At 58.4% G+C, this 19,420-nt stretch carries 19 protein-coding genes and 1 pseudogene; 15 read left to right on the forward strand and 5 right to left on the reverse strand.

The genetic code is table 11. The features are described from left to right. Positions 1-1,066: pseudogene (locus GPS82_RS07775) on the forward strand (excinuclease ABC subunit A); the annotation flags it as partial. A gap of 5 nt (positions 1,067-1,071) precedes the next feature. On the opposite strand, the gene GPS82_RS07780 reads toward GPS82_RS07775, so the two are convergent. Continuing rightward, positions 1,072-2,367 (reverse strand): acetyl-CoA hydrolase/transferase C-terminal domain-containing protein, encoded by a 1,296-nt coding sequence (locus GPS82_RS07780; RefSeq protein WP_296492992.1) that lies wholly within the window; start codon positions 2,365-2,367, stop codon positions 1,072-1,074. An 84-nt stretch (positions 2,368-2,451) separates the two neighbouring features. Continuing rightward, on the reverse strand, positions 2,452-3,342 hold the full coding sequence (gene rlmJ / locus GPS82_RS07785; protein WP_296492994.1) for a 23S rRNA (adenine(2030)-N(6))-methyltransferase RlmJ: 891 nt from the start codon (positions 3,340-3,342) through the stop codon (positions 2,452-2,454). Between the two features lie 198 nt (positions 3,343-3,540). Here rlmJ and rplM point away from each other — a divergent pair, with 198 nt between their 5' ends. The 3 genes from rplM to erpA all read left to right on the forward strand — a co-directional run bounded on the left by rplM (position 3,541) and on the right by erpA (position 4,918). Next, complete coding sequence (gene rplM / locus GPS82_RS07790) at positions 3,541-3,969, forward strand: 50S ribosomal protein L13 (RefSeq protein WP_296492998.1); 429 nt, start codon at positions 3,541-3,543, stop codon at positions 3,967-3,969. Positions 3,970-3,979: 10 nt separating this feature from the next. Next, positions 3,980-4,372 carry a 30S ribosomal protein S9 gene (gene rpsI, locus GPS82_RS07795; protein WP_180125593.1) on the forward strand — a complete coding sequence of 131 codons (393 nt, stop codon included), beginning with the start codon at positions 3,980-3,982 and terminating at the stop codon, positions 4,370-4,372. Positions 4,373-4,555: 183 nt separating this feature from the next. After that, complete coding sequence (gene erpA / locus GPS82_RS07800) at positions 4,556-4,918, forward strand: iron-sulfur cluster insertion protein ErpA (RefSeq protein ID WP_296162992.1); 363 nt, start codon at positions 4,556-4,558, stop codon at positions 4,916-4,918. Positions 4,919-4,938: 20 nt separating this feature from the next. Here the strand turns inward: erpA and GPS82_RS07805 are convergent, their stop codons facing one another. Together GPS82_RS07805 and GPS82_RS07810 are read right to left on the reverse strand one after the other, a co-directional pair. After that, positions 4,939-6,054, reverse strand: coding sequence for an anhydro-N-acetylmuramic acid kinase (locus tag GPS82_RS07805; RefSeq protein WP_296493033.1), 1,116 nt, complete (start codon positions 6,052-6,054; stop codon positions 4,939-4,941). A gap of 21 nt (positions 6,055-6,075) precedes the next feature. Next, on the reverse strand, positions 6,076-7,464 hold the full coding sequence (locus tag GPS82_RS07810) for a M23 family metallopeptidase (protein ID WP_296493034.1): 1,389 nt from the start codon (positions 7,462-7,464) through the stop codon (positions 6,076-6,078). Positions 7,465-7,607: 143 nt separating this feature from the next. Here GPS82_RS07810 and tyrS point away from each other — a divergent pair, with 143 nt between their 5' ends. The 5 genes from tyrS (at position 7,608) to GPS82_RS07835 (ending at position 13,526) form a co-directional block, all read left to right on the forward strand. Continuing rightward, the gene (tyrS, locus tag GPS82_RS07815) at positions 7,608-8,852 is read left to right on the forward strand and encodes a tyrosine--tRNA ligase (protein WP_296493003.1); all 1,245 of its coding nucleotides are present in this window, start codon (positions 7,608-7,610) and stop codon (positions 8,850-8,852) included. Positions 8,853-8,906: 54 nt separating this feature from the next. Beyond that, on the forward strand, positions 8,907-9,383 hold the full coding sequence (gene dtd, locus GPS82_RS07820) for a D-aminoacyl-tRNA deacylase (protein ID WP_296493005.1): 477 nt from the start codon (positions 8,907-8,909) through the stop codon (positions 9,381-9,383). 9 nt (positions 9,384-9,392) lie between these two features. Then, a complete protein-coding gene (rodA, locus tag GPS82_RS07825) occupies positions 9,393-10,547 on the forward strand; it encodes a rod shape-determining protein RodA (RefSeq protein WP_296493008.1) in 1,155 nt (384 codons plus the stop codon). Positions 10,548-10,699: 152 nt separating this feature from the next. Then, positions 10,700-12,160: a metalloprotease TldD gene (gene tldD / locus GPS82_RS07830; protein ID WP_296493011.1), complete on the forward strand. Its 1,461-nt coding sequence runs from the start codon at positions 10,700-10,702 to the stop codon at positions 12,158-12,160. Positions 12,161-12,389: 229 nt separating this feature from the next. Further along, positions 12,390-13,526 carry a 3-deoxy-7-phosphoheptulonate synthase gene (locus GPS82_RS07835; protein WP_296493014.1) on the forward strand — a complete coding sequence of 379 codons (1,137 nt, stop codon included), beginning with the start codon at positions 12,390-12,392 and terminating at the stop codon, positions 13,524-13,526. Positions 13,527-13,577: 51 nt separating this feature from the next. Here GPS82_RS07835 and mpl read toward each other — a convergent pair whose 3' ends face one another. After that, positions 13,578-14,978 carry a UDP-N-acetylmuramate:L-alanyl-gamma-D-glutamyl-meso-diaminopimelate ligase gene (gene mpl, locus GPS82_RS07840; RefSeq protein WP_296493016.1) on the reverse strand — a complete coding sequence of 467 codons (1,401 nt, stop codon included), beginning with the start codon at positions 14,976-14,978 and terminating at the stop codon, positions 13,578-13,580. Positions 14,979-15,066: 88 nt separating this feature from the next. Between mpl and GPS82_RS07845 the strand changes: the two genes are divergently transcribed. The 6 genes from GPS82_RS07845 to GPS82_RS07870 form a co-directional block, all read left to right on the forward strand. Beyond that, positions 15,067-15,660: a hypothetical protein gene (locus GPS82_RS07845; RefSeq protein ID WP_296493019.1), complete on the forward strand. Its 594-nt coding sequence runs from the start codon at positions 15,067-15,069 to the stop codon at positions 15,658-15,660. Next, the gene (locus GPS82_RS07850) at positions 15,657-16,199 is read left to right on the forward strand and encodes a TlpA disulfide reductase family protein (RefSeq protein ID WP_296493021.1); all 543 of its coding nucleotides are present in this window, start codon (positions 15,657-15,659) and stop codon (positions 16,197-16,199) included. The genes GPS82_RS07845 and GPS82_RS07850 overlap by 4 nt, the downstream gene beginning before the upstream one ends. 124 nt (positions 16,200-16,323) lie before the next feature. Further along, complete coding sequence (gene accB / locus GPS82_RS07855; protein WP_296493023.1) at positions 16,324-16,773, forward strand: acetyl-CoA carboxylase biotin carboxyl carrier protein; 450 nt, start codon at positions 16,324-16,326, stop codon at positions 16,771-16,773. 15 nt (positions 16,774-16,788) lie between these two features. After that, the gene (gene accC / locus GPS82_RS07860) at positions 16,789-18,138 is read left to right on the forward strand and encodes an acetyl-CoA carboxylase biotin carboxylase subunit (RefSeq protein WP_296493026.1); all 1,350 of its coding nucleotides are present in this window, start codon (positions 16,789-16,791) and stop codon (positions 18,136-18,138) included. A gap of 12 nt (positions 18,139-18,150) precedes the next feature. Next, entirely contained in the window at positions 18,151-19,044 is an 894-nt protein-coding gene (gene prmA, locus GPS82_RS07865) for a 50S ribosomal protein L11 methyltransferase (RefSeq protein WP_296493028.1), read from the forward strand. A 37-nt stretch (positions 19,045-19,081) separates the two neighbouring features. Then, on the forward strand, positions 19,082-19,420 hold a 339-nt coding region (locus GPS82_RS07870), incomplete at its 3' end, for a zinc-ribbon domain-containing protein (protein ID WP_296493030.1).

A 19,420-nucleotide genomic window follows, 5' to 3' on the forward strand; every position in this document is an offset into this window, starting at 1 on the left:
AGAGCAGCGCTGGATTACCGTCACAGGTGCCACCCTGCACAACCTGCAAAACGTCACGGCCGCCATTCCCCTGAGCCGCCTGGTCGCCGTCACCGGTGTCAGCGGCTCGGGCAAGTCCACCCTGGCGCGCGACGTGTTGCTGGCCAACGTGCATGCCGCCGTGCAAAAACGCAGTACCAGGGCCGGCCGCGATGCCATGGCAGCGGGTGAAACCATTGCCTGGGTCGGTTGCGACGATGTCGCGGGGTTTGAGCCGGTGGACCGTGTGCTGGAAGTCGATCAAACCCCTATCGGCAAAACGCCTCGCAGTTGCCCCGCCACCTACATCGGTTTCTGGGACACCATCCGCAAGCTCTTTGCCGAGACGCTGGAAGCCAAGGCGCGGGGCTATGCCGCCAACCGCTTCAGTTTCAACACCGGCGAGGGCCGTTGTCCGGGTTGTGAAGGGCAGGGCATTCGCACCATTGCCATGAGTTTTTTGCCCGATGTGAAGGTGTTGTGCGAAACCTGCAAGGGCGCGCGCTTCAACCCCGAGACCCAGGCCGTGACCTGGCGCGGCAAAAACATCGGCGACGTGCTGCAGATGGAAGTGGACGAAGCGGTGGATTTTTTTTCCGCCATGCCGGTCATCTCCCATCCGCTGCAACTGCTGAAAGACGTGGGCCTGGGGTACCTGACGCTGGGGCAACCCTCACCCACCTTGAGCGGTGGCGAGGCGCAACGCATCAAGCTGGTGACCGAACTCAGCAAGGTGCGCGACGACATCACCCGGCGAGGACAGAAGGCGCCGCACACGCTCTATGTGCTCGACGAGCCCACCGTGGGGCTGCACATGGCCGATGTGGAAAAGCTCATCAAGGTGCTGCACCGCCTGGTCGATGGCGGCCACAGCGTGGTGGTGATCGAGCACGACCTTGATGTGATTGCCGAGGCAGACTGGGTGCTGGACCTGGGTCCCGATGGCGGCAATGCCGGTGGCCAGGTGGTGGCCGCGACAACCCCTGAAGGCGTGGTCGCGCTGGGAACGCCGACCGGTGTGGCGCTCAGGGCGGTGCTGGCGCGGTAGTCGGGCTACAGCAATTGCATTTTGCGCGCGGCCTCGGTCAGTTCGGCGCGAAAGTCAGGATGAGCAATGGAAATCATTTCCTGCGCGCGTTGTTTGGCCGACTTGCCGCGCAGTTGCGCCACGCCGTGTTCGGTCACGACGTAATTGATGTCGTTCTTGCTGGTGCTCATATGGGTGCCCGGTGATAGTGTGGGCACGATGCGCGTGAGTTGGTCATTTTGGGCGGTGGACGGCAGCACGATAAACGCCTTGCCGCCCCGTGAGCGGTTGGCGGCCCGCACAAAATCGGCCTGGCCGCCGGTGCCGGAATAGGGCACGTGGCCCAGACTCTCGGACCCGCATTGGCCGAGCAAGTCGATTTGCAGGGTCGCATTGATGGCGATCAGGTTGTCGTTTTTGGCAGCCAGATAAGGGTCGTTGGTGAAGTCCACCGGGTGGATTTCCAGCGCCGGGTTGCGGTCAAGGAACTGGTAAAGTTTCTTTGATCCGAGTGCAAAGGTGGCGACCGATTTGCCTGGCAGATAGGTTTTTTTGCGGTTGGTGATGGCGCCGCTTTCCACCAGGGTCAGGATGCCATCGCCAATCATTTCGGTGTGCACGCCCAGGTCATGCTTGTGGGTGAGTTGCATCACCACCGCGTCCGGAATGCCGCCATAGCCAATTTGCAATGTCGAGCCGTCGTCGATCATGTCGGCCACGTACTTGCCAATGGCCACCTGCACCGGGCCGATCTTCGGCAAGCCCACTTCCATCACCGGCTCACTGCTTTCAACCAGTGCGGTCACCTGCGAAATATGCACATGGCAGTTGCCGTAGGCAAACGGCACATTCGGGTTGATTTCCAGCACCACCGCGCGCGCCCTGGCCACCGCAGCCATGGTGTAGTCGGCGCCCAGGCTGAGCGAAAAATAACCGTGCTGGTCCATCGGCGAGGCCATCGATAAAACAACATCAGCCGGAATCTGGCCGCGCTCAATCAGGCTTGGCATCTCGGAAAAATAGCTGGGAATAAAGTCAATCCAGCCCGCCTTGCCGCCGGGACGGGTGGCAGCGCCGTAAAAAAACGCCACGTGACGCACGTTGTCAACGGTTTCTGGGTCAATGTAGCCAAACTTGCGCACAGCCAGAATTTGCGCCACCTTGACATCGGTGAAACGGCGACGCTGCTCGGACAAGGCGGTCAATAAAGCAGGCGGCTCTCCCACGCCGGTGGGGACGATGATGAAGTCGCCGTTTTGAATCAATGCTATGGCATCGTCTGCGCTGCGCAAACGGGCCTGGTACTGGTTTTGGTGGGACATGGTGACTCGCTGGAGATTTGATGCTCTTTGGATACTACGCTGACGAACTGAACCGGGGCTGTCAGCCAAGTCAGCGTGAGGAGGTTAGCCGCCAGACTCCACGCTGAAAGCGGCGTTGGCGTCCTGCTTGAGCAGCGCTACCATCAGCGGCAGAGTCTGTTGCAGACTGGCTTTCAGGGTGTGCGGTGGGTTGATGACAAACATGCCGCTGGCTGGCAGGCCCGGTCGCACCACATCGCCGGCATCATCTGTCAGCAGTTTGCTTGATTTGACGGTGAACGTGGCGTTTAGCCAGGGCTTGCCCGCCTGGTTGGCCAGGGTTTTGAGCCGGCGTGGCAATTGGTGCGCCTCGGGGCGCGGAATGATGGGATACCAGACCGCATAAGTGCCCGTGACAAAACGCGTCAACGCATCAGCCACCATGTCTGCCACACGGCTGTAATCGGTCTTGATTTCATAGCTGGGGTCGCACAGCACCAGGGCGCGCCGCGACGGTGGCGGCAAGAATTTCTTGATGCCTTCAAAACCATCCTCACGCAGTACGGCCACTTGCCGCCCGACGTCGAGCTGGGCGATGTTGGCCTCCAGCGTTTTGGTGTCGGTGGGGTGGATTTCAAACAGTTTGAGCTTGTCGCGGTCGCGCAGCAGGCGCTGGATGATGAAGGGCGATCCGGGGTAAACCTTGTGGCTGCCGGTGGTGTTGAAGCTGGCCACCATGTCCAGGTAATCCTGCAGCGCGGGCGTGGGTGTGATGTCGGCGAGCTTCTCGATCAGGCGCAGGTACCCCTGGCCGGCCTCGCCGCTGGTGCTGGCGTAGTCGCCGTCAAGGCGGTACAAGCCGGCGCCGGCATGGGTGTCGAACACGGTGAAAGCCGTGTCCTTGAGTGCCATGTGGCGCAGGATGGCCAGCAGCGTGGTGTGCTTGAGAACGTCGGCATGGTTGCCGGCATGAAAGGCGTGTCGATAACTGAACATGCAGGGATGTTAACCGCAGAGCCCGGTATGTTTGTATAATGCCCGGCTTCGCAGCGCTTTTGTGGCTCCGCGGCGAAGTGTCTCAGTACCGACCTAACGGGCCGTGTGCCGAGTGAACCCTACCTAAGAGATTCCCATCAGAGGAACGCCGACCGTAGAAAAGAGCCCGCCAAACCCTCTATATAGAAGAGAAATCTCATGTCAACTTTCAGCGCAAAACCCGCTGAGGTCGTGCACGAGTGGTTTGTGATTGACGCGACCGACAAGGTCCTCGGACGAGTAGCCAGCGAAGTTGCTCTCCGTTTGCGCGGCAAACACAAGGCCATTTACACGCCTCACGTCGATACCGGCGACTTCATCATCGTCACCAACGCAGCCCAGCTGCGCGTGACCGGTGCCAAGTCTCTGGACAAAATTTACTACAGCCACTCCGGTTACCCGGGCGGCATCAGTTCCACCAACTTCCGTGACATGCAAGCCAAATTCCCTGGCCGCGCTTTGGAAAAAGCCGTCAAGGGCATGCTGCCAAAAGGCCCGCTTGGCTACGCCATGATCAAGAAGCTCAAGGTGTACGGTGGTGCAGAGCACCCGCACACTGCCCAGCAACCCAAAGTGTTGGTTCTTTAAGGAGCTCTAAATGATTGGTGAATGGAACAACGGTACCGGTCGTCGCAAATCAAGCGTCGCCCGTGTTTTCCTGAAAAAGGGCTCCGGCCAAATCGTCGTCAACGGCAAAGACATTCAAAAATTCTTTGGCCGCGAAACCTCGATCATGATCTGCAAGCAGCCCCTGATGCTGACGAACCACGCTGAAACGTTTGACATCATGGTCAACGTCGCCGGCGGCGGCGAGTCGGGTCAAGCCGGTGCAGTGCGCCACGGCATCACCCGTGCCCTGATCGACTACGACGCAACGCTCAAGCCCGAGTTGAGCAAAGCCGGTTTTGTGACCCGCGATGCCCGTGAAGTGGAACGTAAAAAGGTCGGTTTGCACGGTGCTCGCCGTCGCAAGCAGTTCAGCAAGCGTTAATTTTCGCTTTCGCCTCAAAAAGCCGCCGAATGAAAGTTCTGGCGGCTTTTTGCATTTGGCGTCTTCTGTGCAGCTTTGCTTCAGGAGAAAAACCCACACTGAAACTAGCGGCAAATTACGATTGCGACAAAACTTGATCAAATTACTGTACCATTTGGCGCATTCCAATCAAAGGAGAAATTCATGAGCGCTGTTGCCGAAGACATTCAAACCGAAATGCCTGCCCCAATTTTGTTTACCGACAGTGCCGCCGCCAAAGTGGCTGACCTGATTGCCGAAGAGGGAAACCCCGACCTGAAATTGCGCGTGTTCGTGCAGGGCGGTGGCTGCTCGGGTTTTCAGTATGGCTTTACGTTTGATGAAATCACCAACGATGATGACACCACCATGACCAAAAATGGTGTGTCGTTGCTGATTGATGCCATGAGCTACCAGTACCTGGTGGGCGCAGAGATCGACTACAAGGAAGACCTGCAGGGCGCGCAGTTCGTGATTAAAAACCCCAATGCCACCACCACCTGTGGTTGCGGCTCAAGCTTCTCCTGAACAAACACTGCTGTCCCGGCTCAAGCCGGGTAAATGGCACCCAATACGCGGGCACCTCGGGTGCCCGTGATGCTTTTCAGGTTAAGGGCCTCGCGGCGGATTGTTTTTCGGGCCAGCCAGGCAAAGGCCGTGGCCTCCACTTGCTGTGACGGCAAACCGTGGGCATCCGAGTCGGTGACCGCCGTATTGGGCAAGTGCGCCTGAAGTCGGGTCATCAGATGCTCGTTCAGTGCACCGCCACCGCAGACGATCAGTTCTTTGCTGGCAAAACCATACGTCTTGACGCAGTTGGCGCAGCTGGCAGCAGTCAACTCGGTGAGGGTTGCCTGGACATCGGCAGGCGCCACCTGGTCATAGCCTTTGAGGTGGAACTCAAGCCAATTTGGATTGAACAAGTCGCGCCCCGTGCTTTTGGGTGGTGGCAAAGTAAAAAACGGCTCATTCAGCATGCTCTTCAGCAAGTCGGCGTGCAGCTGGCCACTTGCCGCCCAGGTACCATCAGCATCAAAGGGAAATCCTCGGTGACGCTGGCACCAGGCATCCATCAAGGCATTGCCAGGGCCGCAATCAAAACCCAACACACCCTCGGCTTGCGCAGGGCGCAAGACTGTCAGGTTGGCCATGCCGCCGATGTTAAGTACGGCCATGGTTTGGCCCGCCTTGCCAAACATCGCCTGGTGGAAGACAGGCACCAGTGGCGCGCCCTGGCCACCTGCGGCAACGTCGCGGCTTCGGAAATCGGCCACCACATCAATACCGGTGAGTTCGGCCAGCAGGGCCGGGTTGGCCAACTGCAGCGTGTAGCCGGTGCCATCAAATTGCTGTGGTTGGTGGCGCACAGTTTGCCCGTGAGCGCCAATGGCAGTGATCTGAGATGCATCGGCAGAGGCGGCAGATAGCAGTTGCGCAACGACGCCCGCATAGACGCGCATCAGCGCATTGGCGGCCAAGGCAGCGCGGTGCAGTTCATTGGTTCCCGGCAGGTTAAGCGCCAGCAATTCGGCCTTCAAGGCGGGTGCCAGCGCGGCACTGGCGTGGGCGCAAACAGAAAAAGGCGTGGCGCTGAAATCAATCAAAACACCATCAACCCCGTCCAGCGAAGTTCCTGACATCAGGCCGACAAACAGCTCAGCCATGGGATCAGACACGCGCTGAATTTACTGCGCGCTGATGGTTTGCATTGCAGTAGCGGCTGCCAAGGCTACTTTGGTTTGCTGGGCCGCGCGCTCAAATGCCGGTTTGGCTGAAGCTGCGACTGGGATGGTTTCACTTTGTTGAGCCAATTTCATGGGGTCTTGCTGCACGCCGTTGGTGCGGACTTCAAAATGAAGGTGCGGTCCGGTCGCCCAGCCTGTGGCACCGACCAAGCCAATCGTCTGCCCTTGACTCACGCTGTCACCCTGGCGCACCATCAGCTTGCTCAGGTGGGCATACACCGTTTCGGTGTTGCCGCGGTGCCTGATAAACACAACGTTGCCATAGCCGTTTTGAACACCTGAAAAGGTCACCACCCCGTCACCCACCGTGCGAGCGGGGGTGCCGGTGGCCGCGGCAAAGTCCGTGCCAAGGTGGGCGCGCATTTGCTTCAGGACAGGATGGAAGCGCATTGAAAAACCGCTGCTCACGCGCGAAAACTCGACGGGCGAACTCAAAAAGGCGCGGCGCAAGCTGCGGCCATCCAGTGTGTAATAGCCACCCTTGGTGCTGGAGCCGCCCGCCTGCGTGTTGCCAGCAGTCTGCACGGAAGCCGGATCTGCGAACCACATGGCCTGAAAAGCCTTGCCCGCGTTGACAAACTCGGCGCTCAGGACTCGCCCGGTGCGAAGCGGCTCACCGTCGCCCTCAAGGGTTTCATAAACCACTGAGAAACGGTCACCTTTGCGCAGATCGCGACGAAAGTCGATGTCGCTTGAGAAAATTTCGGCCAGTTGCACCGCAACGGCATCAGGAATCCGGGCTTCATCGGTGGAGGCAAACAATGTGCTCTGAATGGTGCCACTGGCCAGCTGGTTGCTGGCGCGCAAAGGCGCCGTTTCTGTCCGCGCGGTGAAACGATTGCCATTGCGCTCAATGACCAATCGCACGAATTGGCCATCCGTCTCGGCGCTCCAGCGTGCCGTGAGTTTGCCCAGGCGGTGGTCCATCATCGTTTCAACGGTGACCTGGCGGCCAGTGCGGCCCAGCAAAATTTGCTGTGCGCTGTCGTTGTTGCGCAGGTAGGCGGCAGCCTCCGGATCATTCACCCCCAGACGTTTGAGCAGGGTGTCGGCGGTGTCGCTGGCGCGGGTGGTGTCGGTGCGGTAGAGCACAAACGCCGGGGCCACATCTTGGTTATAGTCACTCAGTGCCAGCGGCTGCACCGCCTCGATCACTTCACGCACCGGTAAATCAGCAGCGTCCGGCGCCAACGAGGCGACCGCAAAAGCACCGCCGCCGCCGCCGAGCAGCAAAGCGGCAAAAATGGCGGTAACGCGTTTGTGGTGTTGTGTCAGCCAACGGGCGGCAGCGTTGGAAAAGAGCTGGCCGTTAGCAATAAATTGGTTGATCAAAAGAGAGTCCCGGGATGAGGCTTGTCTGAAAGACACAACAGGTAGGAAAAAAAGGGCGGGTAGGCCCACGTAAAATCACACCAATAAAACAGGGGTGGAGTATAAACCCTGCCCAATCCGCCGCATCCAGAAAAACCCTTATGTCCCACGCCAAAACACCAGAAATCATTGTTACAGATCGTGTTAAGGAGGCCTTGGCGGTCACGATGCGCGGTTGTGAGGAACTGATTCCGCAAGATGATTGGTTGAAAAAACTGGCTCGATCCGAGTCCACCGGTCAACCGCTTCGCATCAAACTCGGCCTGGATCCCACCGCACCCGACATCCATATTGGCCACACGGTGGTGCTCAACAAGCTGCGTCAGCTCCAGGATCTGGGTCACACCGTGATTTTTTTGATTGGCGACTTCACCACCCTGATCGGCGACCCGTCAGGACGCAACACGACGCGCCCACCGCTCACTCGCGAACAAATTGAAGTCAATGCACAGACTTATTACCGTCAGGCATCCATGGTGCTGGACCCGTCCAGGACCGAGATTCGTTACAACAGCGAGTGGGGTGACACCCTGGGTTCGCGGGGCATGATTGAATTGGCGGCGCGCTACACCGTGGCACGCATGATGGAGCGAAACGACTTTCATGACCGGTTTCATGCCGGCACACCGATCAGCGTGCACGAGTTTTTGTACCCGCTGATGCAAGGCTACGACAGCGTGGTGCTCAAGAGCGACCTCGAACTTGGCGGCACGGATCAAAAATTCAACCTTCTGGTGGGCCGCCATTTGCAGGCTGAATACGGTCAGGAGCCGCAGTGCATCCTGACCATGCCGCTGCTCGAAGGGCTCGACGGCATCGAAAAAATGTCCAAAAGCAAAGGCAATTACATCGGCATTTCTGAAGACGCCAACACCATGTTTGCCAAGGTGTTGAGCATCTCTGATGTCTTGATGTGGCGCTGGTACACGTTGTTGAGCTTCAGGTCCGAGGCAGAGATTGCCGCTTTGAAAGCGGAGGTGGTTGCCGGGCGAAATCCCAAAGAGGCCAAGGTGGCGCTGGCCAAAGAGATCACCGCAAGGTTCCATTCCGGTGCGGCCGCCGATGCAGCCGAGCAGGACTTCATCAATCGCAGCAAGGGCGGCGTGCCTGACGAGATCGTTGAATTGGCACTGCCGTTGGGCGAGGGCGGGGCGCCTGTCGGCATTGCCGCGTTACTCAAGTCAGCGGGGTTGGCGGCCTCCAGCGGCGAGGGTAGCCGTCTGATTGATGGCGGCGGTGTTCGCGTCGATTCCAGCGTGGTGAGCGACAAGGGCTTGAAGCTGGGTGTTGGCACTTATGTGCTGCAAGTTGGCAAACGCAAATTTGCCCGCGTGACACTGGCTTGAAATCCTTGTGAAGCGCTTGCTCAAACTGCAAGCCGGCCCGCTCGGCGCCCGGACATGATCGCGCTGCTGCAGCGCGTGCGCCAGGCCAGAGTGGAGGTGGATGGCGGTGTCGTCGGTGAAATTGGCCCGGGCCTGCTGGTGTTGCTGTGTGCCGAGCGTGGCGACACGGTAGTGCAGGGTGACAAACTGCTGGCCAAAATCCTGAAACTTCGCATCTTCAGTGACGCGGCCGGCAAAATGAACCACAGCCTGCAAAATATGGATGGTCTGGGGCAGATGGGCGGTTTGCTGGTGGTGAGTCAGTTCACGCTGGCGGCAGATGCCACTGGCGGCAATCGGCCCAGTTTTACTGCTGCGGCAGCTCCCGACGAGGGCAAACGGCTGTATGACCATTTTGTGGCGCAGGCTCTGGCCTTGCACCCGCTGGTGCAAACTGGCGTGTTTGCAGCGGACATGCAAGTGAGCTTGGTGAATAGCGGGCCGGTGACGATTCCGTTGCGGGTCGCACCCGATGACGAGCTCCCGCGATAATTGCGCCCCATGTCTCTGGTTTTTGAACGCCCCTCACTGCTGCGCCGCTTGTCACCCTGGTTTACCGGGTTTGACGGCCCGCTCGCCTTTGCCGTGTTCATGCTGGTCTGTGCAGGTTTGTTGACCATGTACTCGTCAGGCTATGACCACGGCACCCGCTTTGAGGACCATGCGCGCAATATGCTGATTGCCGGCTTCATCATGTTTGTCGTGGCGCAGGTTCCGCCGCAGCGCCTGATGGCTCTGGCAGTGCCGCTCTACATTCTGGGCGTGAGCTTGCTGATTGCCGTGGCGGTGTTTGGTGTGACAAAAAAAGGCGCCAGACGCTGGCTCAATGTGGGCATCACCATTCAGCCCAGCGAAATTCTCAAAATTGCCATGCCGCTGATGCTGGCCTGGTGGTTTCAGAAGCGCGAAGGTCAATTGCGGGCACTGGACTTCCTGGTGGCTGGCCTGTTGCTGGCGCTGCCCGTGGGCCTGATCATGCAGCAGCCGGATTTGGGCACCTCTTTGCTGGTGTTGGCAGCAGGGCTGTCGGTGATCTTTTTTGCTGGTTTGAGTTGGAAGTTGGTCGCGCCACCGCTAATTTTGGGCCTGCTGGGCATCACCTTGCTGGTGGTGTTCGAGCCTGAGTTGTGTGCCGACGGCGTTCGATGGTCTGTGCTGCGCGAGTACCAGCAGCAGCGGGTGTGCACGCTGCTGGATCCGGGGCGTGATCCGTTGGGCAAGGGGTTTCACATCATTCAGGGCATGATTGCAATTGGTTCAGGTGGTTTTTGGGGCAAGGGCTTCATGCAGGGAACGCAAACCCATCTGGAGTTTGTCCCGGAGCGCACCACAGACTTTATTTTTGCCGCATTTTCAGAAGAATTTGGCCTGATTGGCAATCTATTGCTGATATTTGCCTTTGTCTTTTTGGTGCTGCGCGCCCTTGTGATTGCGCTGGAGGCCCCCACCGTTTTCACCCGTCTTCTGGGCGGGTCCATGGCGATGATCTTCTTTTGCTACGCGTTCGTGAACATGGGCATGGTGAGCGGTATTCTGCCGGTGGTGGGCGTGCCACTGCCGTTTATCAGCTATGGCGGCACGGCCATGGTCACATTGGGTTTGGGTTTGGGTATTTTGATGTCGATCGCCAAGTCCAAGCGGCTCGTGCAATCCTGAAAGCCTGACTGTTTGCGGGGCGGATCAGGGGATGCACGGCACATTTGCGCTGTCCCCGGCGTTTGGTGCGATATTGACGGTTCACCGCACGGCTCAAGTGGTTGCGTACGTCACCCACAGCTCAAATTGACCCCGAGCCCTAGAATGGTGCGATGATTTCACGCGAACCCACCCTCGAACGCCTGGCCATTGCCAAGTCCCTGTTGCTCACCCCTTTCGGGCTGGATGAGTCCCACCTCAGTCGCGCACTGGGTGAGATCAAGTCGCACAAGGTGGACGAGGCCGATCTGTATTTCCAGTACACCCGTTCGGAGGGCTGGAGCCTGGAGGAGGGCATTGTCAAGACCGGCTCTTTTTCCATTGACCAGGGTGTTGGCGTTCGCGCCGTCAGCGGCGAAAAAACAGCCTTTGCCTATTCCGATGACATCTCCGAAGCGTCGTTGCTGGATGCCGCCCGAACCGTGCGCTCAATATCAACCGTGGCTGAAGTCGGGCGTTTGAAGGTGGCCACTAAAAAAATAGCCTCCTCGCGCTCCTTGTACAGCGGCCTCGACCCCATTGCCAGCCTGGACAGCACGGCCAAAGTCAAGCTGCTGGAAAAAGTCGAGCAGTTGGCCCGTGCCAAAGATCCAAGGGTGGCGCAGGTCATGGCGGGTTTGGCGGCTGAATATGACGTGGTGCTGGTGGCGCGCGCAGACGGGACGCTGGCGGCCGATGTGCGTCCGCTGGTGCGCTTGAGCGTGACGGTGATTGCCGAGCAAAAGGGGCGCCGTGAAGTCGGCTCTGCAGGCGGTGGCGGGCGTTTTGGTTTTGCTTATTTTGATGATGCCCTGATTGGGCAGTATGTCGATGAAGCCGTCTCGGCGGCGCTGACCAACCTGGAGGCGCGTCCGGCGCCGGCGGGCGAAATGACGGTGGTGCTTGGTTCTGGCTGGCCCGGAATTTTGTTGCATGAAGCCATTGGTCACGGGCTCGAGGGGGACTTCAACCGCAAGGGGTCAAGTGCCTTCAGCGGGCGCATTGGACAGCGCGTGGCGGCCAAGGGCGTGACGGTGCTGGACGACGGCACGATCAGTGACCGACGTGGCTCGCTCAACGTCGATGACGAGGGCAACACCAGCGGCCGCAATGTGCTGATTGAAGACGGCATTCTCAAAGGCTACATCCAGGATGCCATGAATGCCCGCTTGATGGGCGTCAAGCCGACGGGCAACGGGCGGCGAGAAAGTTACGCGCACGTGCCGCTGCCGCGCATGACCAACACCTACATGCTGGGAGGCGACAAAAGCCCTGAGGAAATTGTGGCCAGCATCAAGAAAGGTCTGTACGCCACCAACTTTGGCGGAGGCCAAGTGGACATCACCTCAGGCAAGTTCGTGTTCTCGGCCAGCCAGGCTTATTGGGTGGAGAACGGCAAGATTTTGTACCCGGTCAAGGGCGCGACGCTGGTCGGCAGCGGGCCTGATGTCCTGAAGCGCGTCAGCATGATCGGCAACGACATGAAGCTTGACAGCGGCGTCGGCACCTGCGGCAAGGAAGGTCAGAGTGTGCCGGTCGGTGTGGGGCAACCCACGCTGCGCATTGATGGCTTGACGGTGGGCGGCACGGCTTGACAGGCAGGCGCGTATCGGTCCTGTCAGCTCAGGCTGATGCGACTGTGCTACATTCCAGACCCATGAAGTCAGTTTATTTTTTCTTTGGTTATTTTTGGTTCTCAAGCGCCGCCGGCGGTAGAGAGTTCTGAACGTACCTAAAACAAACGTCCTGATCTTCCAAAAACCGCCGGCAACCCCGGCGGTTTTTTTATGTGCTTTTGATTTCAACTTTACGAGGAACCTGTCCATGACTGCGAAAGCCATTGCTGACAAAGATGCCTGGGGTACTTACGTGCAGAGCCCCGCCACTGACCGCACTGGTCAGACCGACAACGAACGTATCAAGGACATCACCGTGCTGCCACCTCCAGAGCATTTGATCCGTTTCTTTCCAATTCAGGGCACGCCGGTGGAAAAGATGATCAGCAGCACCCGGCGCCATATTCATCAAATCATGGCCGGCAAGGATGACCGGCTTTTGGTGATCATTGGGCCGTGCTCGATTCACGACCCGGCAGCGGCCATTGAATACGCGCGCCGCCTGAAGGTGCAGCGCGACAAATACGCCGACTCGCTGGAAATTGTGATGCGTGTGTACTTTGAAAAACCGCGCACCACGGTGGGTTGGAAAGGCCTGATCAACGATCCCTATCTGGACGAATCGTTCCGCATTGACGAGGGCCTGCGCATCGCCCGCCAGTTGCTCATCGAGATCAACCGCCTGGGCTTGCCCGCCGGCAGCGAATTCCTTGACGTGATCTCGCCCCAGTATCTGGGCGATTTGATTTCATGGGGGGCGATTGGCGCGCGCACCACCGAGAGCCAGGTCCACCGCGAGTTGGCCTCCGGTTTGTCAGCGCCGATTGGCTTCAAGAACGGCACCGACGGCAACATCAGAATCGCCACCGATGCGATTCAGGCGGCCGCCGGCGGTCACCACTTTCTGTCAGTTCACAAGAACGGTCAGGTGGCCATTGTGCAAACTCACGGCAACAAGGACTGCCACGTGATTTTGCGCGGTGGCAAAGCGCCCAACTACGATACAGCGAGCGTCGCTGCCGCCTGTGCCGAGCTTGAAAAAGCCAAACTGCCAGCCACGCTGATGGTGGACTGCAGTCATGCCAACAGCAGCAAACAGCATGAGAAGCAGTTGGAGGTGGCACGCGACATCGCCAATCAAATCATGGCAGGTTCGCACCAGGTGTTTGGAGTCATGGTTGAAAGCCATTTGACTGCAGGTGCGCAAAAGTTCACGCCAGGCAAGGATAAATCCGACAAGCTTGAATTCGGCAAGAGCATTACCGATGCCTGTCTGGGCTGGGATGATTCTCTGGAGTGTCTGGACGTGCTGTCAAAAGCTGTGCTGGCACGACGCGCGCGCTAAGAGACTCAGAGGTCACGGGGGCTGCTGGCAACGCACTGCCAGTGCACCCCGTTATTTGTCGTGCAGGGCACGCAGCAGCTTGGCATGGAATCCGGAAAAGCCGCCATTGCTCATGCACAGGATATGGTCCCCGCCCCGGGCCGCTTGCCCGACTTGCCCGACCAGGGTGTCGACGCTATTTGTCACCACCGCGCGCGCGCCCATGGGGGCCAGCGCCTCGCCAGCGTCCCAGTCAAGGCCGGCGCTGTGACAAAAGGCCAGATCAGTCTGCTCCAGGCTCCACGGCAATTGCGACTTCATGGTGCCCAGTTTCATGGTGTTGGAGCGCGGCTCAAACACTGCCAGAATGCGCTCACCCGCCTTGAGTGTCCGGCGCAAGCCCTCCACCGTGGTGCGAATGGCCGTGGGGTGATGAGCGAAGTCGTCGTAAACGGTGATGTTTCCTGTCGCGGTCTGGACTTTGCCGCGCAGCTCCATGCGGCGCTTCACGTTCTCAAAGCTCCCCAGCGCCTGGGCAGCAAGCACAGGGGTAACGCCCATGTGTTCCGCCGCGGCTATGGCTGCCAGTGCGTTGAGCTGATTGTGGCTGCCGGTCAGGTTCCATGTCACGCGGCCGACCGCTTGACCTTGCAACAACACGTCAAAGTCTTGGGCTTCGCCCTGTGCCGTGAAATCGCTCACGGCGGCGCCAAAGCTGCGCACCTCGCTCCAGCAACCCATGTGCAGCACGCGCGCCAGGCTCTCTTCAAGGCCGTTGACCACCACGCGGCCGCTGCCATGGGCACCGGTGCCGGGCACGGTGCGCAGCAAATGATGAAATTGCCGCTCAATGGCAGCGAGGTCATCGAAGATGTCTGCGTGATCGAATTCCAGGTTGTTCAGTACGGCGGTGCGTGGCCGGTAATGAACGAACTTGCTGCGCTTGTCAAAAAATGCGGTGTCGTACTCATCGGCCTCGATCACAAAGGACTTGCCTTGGCCCAACCGGGCAGAAACGCCAAAGTTCAGTGGCACGCCGCCGATCAAAAACCCGGGCCGCAAGCCAGCATGTTCCAGAATCCAGCTGGTCATGGCGGTGGTCGTGGTTTTGCCATGGGTGCCGGCAATGGCGATCACATGGCGGCCTGGCAAGATGCGCTCGGCCAGCCATTGTGGTCCACTGGTGTAGGGCAGGCCGGCGTCAAGAATGGCCTCCATCAAGGGGAATTTGGGTGTCCCGTCGCTGAGCCGCGCTCGACTGACAACATTGCCCACCACGAACATGTCCGGCGCCAGCGCCAACTGGTCGGCAGAAAACCCCTCGATCAGATCAATACCCAAAGCGCGAAGCTGGTCACTCATGGGGGGGTAAACGCCAGCGTCGCAGCCGGTGACTTTGTGCCCGGCCTCGCGAGCCAGCGCGGCAAGTCCTCCCATGAAGGTGCCGCAGATGCCAAGAATGTGAATATGCATGTCTTATTTTAGGTGGCGCAACTTGGACTGCACGGCGCATTCCCTTTGAGGGCCTGCTGAAAAAGAATCAGGGCAAAATACGCGTCGTATGACTGATGCACAACATGAAATTGCAGCGCACGCCGCCCGCTGGGTGGTGGAGGATGGCATGGAGTATGGCGCTGCCAAACGCCGCGCGGCCAAGGAGTTGGGTCTGAGTGGACATGGTGCGCTCCCTTCCAATGAGGTGCTCGAAGATGAGGTGAGGGATTACATTGCTGTTTTTTGCGCCGACACGCAGCCACAGGAATTGCAGGCATTGCGGCGACTGGCCTTGGTCTGGATGGAGCGCCTGGCAGCATTTCGTCCTCACCTCGGCGGTGCCGTTTGGCACGGGACGGCCACCAGGAGCTCTGATATTTACTTGCAATTGTTTTGTGATGACAGCAAATCAGCAGAAATAGCGTTGATTGATCAAGGGGTGAGGTACCTGTCTCGCACCGTCACGGGCATGTCTGGGCACCCGGTCGAGGCCTTGAGTGTCAATGCTTTTTGTGCTGATTTGAACGAAGACATTGGGGTCCATCTGATGATTTATGATTTTGACGATGTGCGTGGCGCACTTAAATCCGACGCCAAAGGGCGTACGCCGCGTGGTGACGCAAAGGCATTGCTGCGTTTGTTGCAGCAGGTGTCCGCATGAGTGCTGACCAGCCATCCAGGCGGGGCTGGCTGATGGCTGCGGCGGGCCTCGGGCTGGCAGGCCTTGGTGCGGGGCTGGCCTGGCGTACGTCAATGCGTCAGTCGGAAACGCTCTCGGAGGCGGAGCGCAACTTCTGGCAACAGAAATTCTCCCAAATCGATGGCGTCATGCTGGCCGCAAGCTCGTTCAAGGGCAAGCCCTTAGTGCTGAATTTTTGGGCTACATGGTGTCCGCCATGTGTTGAGGAATTGCCGTTAATTAATGACTTTTTTCTTCAAAATAGAGCTAAAGGTTGGCAAGTTTTAGGTTTGGCGGTGGATCAGATTGCTCCCGTGAAGCGATTTCTGGGGCAGTCGCCATTGTCTTTTTCGATCGCGCTGGCTGGTTTTCCGGGTATCGAAGTCAGTAAGTCGCTTGGCAATTTCAGCGGTGCTTTGCCCTACACCGTGGTTTTTGGTTCCGCAGGCAATGTGTTGCACCGTAAAATGGGTAAGCTGACTTCCCAAGACCTAAGCGCCTGGGAGCGCTTGCCAATCTGAGCGACCTTGTTTGTATCGTGTAAAATAAAGGGAAGTTAGCTTGTTTTAATAAAAATTAATATCATTTTTATTAAAGTTAAGTGAATTCCTGTTGGTGGCTTATTTATTTTACGTTGGAGACTCCATGGACCTCAGAAAACTCAAAACATTGATCGATCTGGTATCGGAATCGAACGTCTCGGAACTTGAAATCACCGAAGCCGAAGGGAAAATCCGGATCGTCAAGGGCGGGGGTGCGATGGTGCAACACTTTGTGCCCGCGGGTCAGCCAATGACGCAGGCGGCGCCAACAGCTGTGACCGAGGTCCCTGTTGCTGCTGTCGTGGCTCCTGCTGAAACGGGTCATACCGTCAAGTCGCCCATGGTGGGCACGTTTTATCGATCCGCCACACCGGGCGCCAAGTCCTTTGTCGAAATTGGCGATGCTGTCAAAGAGGGTGAGACTTTGTGCATCATTGAGGCCATGAAAATCCTTAATGAAATTGAATCTGACAAGACCGGCACGGTTCGGCGCATCCTGGCCGACAACGGGCAGGCCGTTGAATATGGTCAACCATTGTTCATCATCGAATAAGCTCGGGCGCTATCCATGTTTAAAAAGATTCTGGTTGCCAATCGCGGCGAAATCGCTTTACGGATCCAGCGTGCCTGTCGTGAACTGGGTGTCAAGGCGGTCATGGTGTACTCGGAGGCTGACCGCGATGCCAAGTACGTCAAACTGGCTGAAGAGGCCGTGTGTATCGGGCCGGCCGCCTCTGCACTAAGTTACCTTAATATGCCGGCTATTATTTCAGCCGCCGAGGTGACCGATGCCGAGGCGATTCATCCTGGGTATGGCTTTTTAAGCGAGAACGCCGACTTTGCTGAACGCGTGGAGCGCAGCGGCTTCCAGTTCATCGGCCCCACGCCCGAGTCCATCCGCATCATGGGTGACAAGGTGTCTGCCAAACAGGCCATGATCAAGGCCGGCGTGCCCTGCGTGCCCGGTTCCGAGGGCGAATTGCCCGACGACCCGGTGCAAATCAAGCGGATTGCCAAGGCTGTGGGCTACCCGGTCATCATCAAGGCGGCAGGCGGTGGCGGTGGCCGCGGCATGCGTGTGGTGCATACCGAGGCTGCGCTGATCAATGCGGTTGCCATGACCAAAAACGAAGCGGGTGCAGCCTTTGGCAACCCGGCGGTGTACCTGGAAAAGTTTTTGCAGAACCCGCGTCATATTGAAATCCAGATATTGGCAGACAAATACAAGAACGCGGTGTACCTGGGGGAGCGCGATTGTTCGATGCAACGGCGTCACCAGAAAATCATAGAAGAGGCGCCTGCGCTTGGTATTCCCCGCAAGTTGATAGAGCGGGTCGGTGACCGTTGCGTGGCGGCATGCAAAAAGATTGGCTATCGGGGCGCTGGTACCTTTGAGTTCCTGTATGAAGACGGTGATTTTTACTTCATTGAGATGAACACACGGGTTCAGGTGGAGCACCCGGTCACGGAGATGACCACCGGCATTGATATCGTCAAAACCCAGATCATGGTGGCGGCGGGCGAAAAGCTGCCTTTCACGCAGCGGCAAATCCAGGTTCGCGGACACGCCATTGAATGCCGTTTGAACGCAGAAGACGCTTACAAATGCATCCCTTCCCCTGGTCGCATCACCATGTGGCACCCACCCGGCGGACCGGGCGTCCGGGTTGATTCGCATGTCTATACCAACTATTTTGTTCCGCCCAACTACGACTCGATGATTGGCAAGATCATCGTGCACGGTGATACCCGCGAGCAGGCTCTGGCTCGCATGCGAACCGCCCTGGGTGAAACGGTGATCGAGGGCATCAACACCAATGTGCCCCTGCACCGTGAATTGATGGTGGATGCCAAATTCATGGAAGGCGGCACCAATATCCATTACCTCGAGGGCTGGCTTGCAGACCATGTCCGCTGAGCGTGAACTGTGATGTTTGAACTCCGGTTAATGTGCCCCGAGCACCAGGTCGAAACGCTGAGCGAAGCGCTTGACGTGTTGGACGCCCTGAGTGTCAGCGTGGAAGATGCCGATGCTCAGACCGATGCCGAGCAGGCCCTGTTTGGCGAGCCGGGTATGCCGCCACCCAAAGACGGCTGGCAGCGCTCCAGGGTACTGGCCTTGTACAACACCCGTGAGCAAGCCCAGGGCGCGCTGACGTTGTTGCAGGCGCAGGAGTTTTTTAAGGAATGCGAGTTGCTGGGCTTGCAGGATGTGCCCGACCAGGACTGGGTGCGTTTGACGCAATCGCAGTTTGCGCCGGTGGACATCACCCCTGATTTTTGGATTGTGCCGACCTGGCATGAACCGCCACAGCAAGCCCGGATTGTGATTCGTCTGGACCCTGGATTGGCCTTTGGCACTGGCACCCATCCCACCACCAAAATGTGTTTGCGCTGGATCGCAAATCCCGAGGGCGCCAAGCACGCTGGCCTGGCCCGGGTGCTCGATTACGGGTGTGGCTCTGGTATTCTGGCGATTGGTGCCGCCAAGTTCGGCGCCACCGACATTGATGCGGTTGATATTGACCCGGCTGCGGTTGAGTCAACGGTGCTGAATGCGCAGGCCAATCATGTGGTGGTGCATGCTGGTTTGCCAGAATTGGCCAGCGGTGTGTATCAGACCGTCCTGGCCAATATCCTGGCAACACCCCTGAAAGTATTGGCTCCGCTGCTATGGTCGAGGGTGGCGCCTGGAGGGCACTTGGTGCTGGCGGGCATCTTGGAGCGCCAGGCGGAAGAATTGCAGCTTGCCTATGCGCCCTACTGCCGCCTGAACGTCGCCGACTCCGAGGACGGCTGGATTTTGATGACAGCAATGCATTAAAGCCAGATTGCCAAGCGGCTGAAAGATTCTAAATTTCATGAGTTTTATTGCCCGCTGCCCTGCCTGCCAGACCAGTTACAAGGTGGTGCCAGACCAACTGCGCATTTCTGACGGCTGGGTGCGTTGCGGGCAATGTGGCGAAGTTTTCGACGCCTCCCAGCAGTTGATGGAGCCGGAAATCGATCCATCGCCAGACCAGACGGAACCTGATGACCCGGCGTTGCCGCATCGGTCGAATGACGCTGGGGCGGTTTCCCAAGACGAGACGACAGGGTTGGCGGATCCTGCCTCGGGCAATCAGCAGCTTTCCTCCGTGGAAGATGCGCCAGTTCATCCATCAGCGCCCGAGAGTTTGCCGCCTGACAGGCGTCCTGAA

Origin of the sequence: Rhodoferax sp., assembly GCF_011391645.1 — a bacterium.
Classification (GTDB): Bacteria; Pseudomonadota; Gammaproteobacteria; order Burkholderiales; family Burkholderiaceae_C; genus Rhodoferax.

Bases quoted from the DNA above. Each gene is read 5' to 3' on its own strand.
- GPS82_RS07780 (WP_296492992.1), bottom strand. From the start codon at position 2,367: ATGTCCCACCAAAACCAGTACCAGGCCCGTTTGCGCAGCGCAGACGAT.
- rlmJ (WP_296492994.1), bottom strand. From the start codon at position 3,342: ATGTTCAGTTATCGACACGCCTTTCATGCCGGCAACCATGCCGACGTT.
- rplM (WP_296492998.1), top strand. From the start codon at position 3,541: ATGTCAACTTTCAGCGCAAAACCCGCTGAGGTCGTGCACGAGTGGTTT.
- rpsI (WP_180125593.1), top strand. From the start codon at position 3,980: ATGATTGGTGAATGGAACAACGGTACCGGTCGTCGCAAATCAAGCGTC.
- erpA (WP_296162992.1), top strand. From the start codon at position 4,556: ATGAGCGCTGTTGCCGAAGACATTCAAACCGAAATGCCTGCCCCAATT.
- GPS82_RS07805 (WP_296493033.1), bottom strand. From the start codon at position 6,054: ATGGCTGAGCTGTTTGTCGGCCTGATGTCAGGAACTTCGCTGGACGGG.
- tyrS (WP_296493003.1), top strand. From the start codon at position 7,608: ATGTCCCACGCCAAAACACCAGAAATCATTGTTACAGATCGTGTTAAG.
- dtd (WP_296493005.1), top strand. From the start codon at position 8,907: ATGATCGCGCTGCTGCAGCGCGTGCGCCAGGCCAGAGTGGAGGTGGAT.
- rodA (WP_296493008.1), top strand. From the start codon at position 9,393: ATGTCTCTGGTTTTTGAACGCCCCTCACTGCTGCGCCGCTTGTCACCC.
- tldD (WP_296493011.1), top strand. From the start codon at position 10,700: ATGATTTCACGCGAACCCACCCTCGAACGCCTGGCCATTGCCAAGTCC.
- GPS82_RS07835 (WP_296493014.1), top strand. From the start codon at position 12,390: ATGACTGCGAAAGCCATTGCTGACAAAGATGCCTGGGGTACTTACGTG.
- mpl (WP_296493016.1), bottom strand. From the start codon at position 14,978: ATGCATATTCACATTCTTGGCATCTGCGGCACCTTCATGGGAGGACTT.
- GPS82_RS07845 (WP_296493019.1), top strand. From the start codon at position 15,067: ATGACTGATGCACAACATGAAATTGCAGCGCACGCCGCCCGCTGGGTG.
- GPS82_RS07850 (WP_296493021.1), top strand. From the start codon at position 15,657: ATGAGTGCTGACCAGCCATCCAGGCGGGGCTGGCTGATGGCTGCGGCG.
- accB (WP_296493023.1), top strand. From the start codon at position 16,324: ATGGACCTCAGAAAACTCAAAACATTGATCGATCTGGTATCGGAATCG.
- accC (WP_296493026.1), top strand. From the start codon at position 16,789: ATGTTTAAAAAGATTCTGGTTGCCAATCGCGGCGAAATCGCTTTACGG.
- prmA (WP_296493028.1), top strand. From the start codon at position 18,151: ATGTTTGAACTCCGGTTAATGTGCCCCGAGCACCAGGTCGAAACGCTG.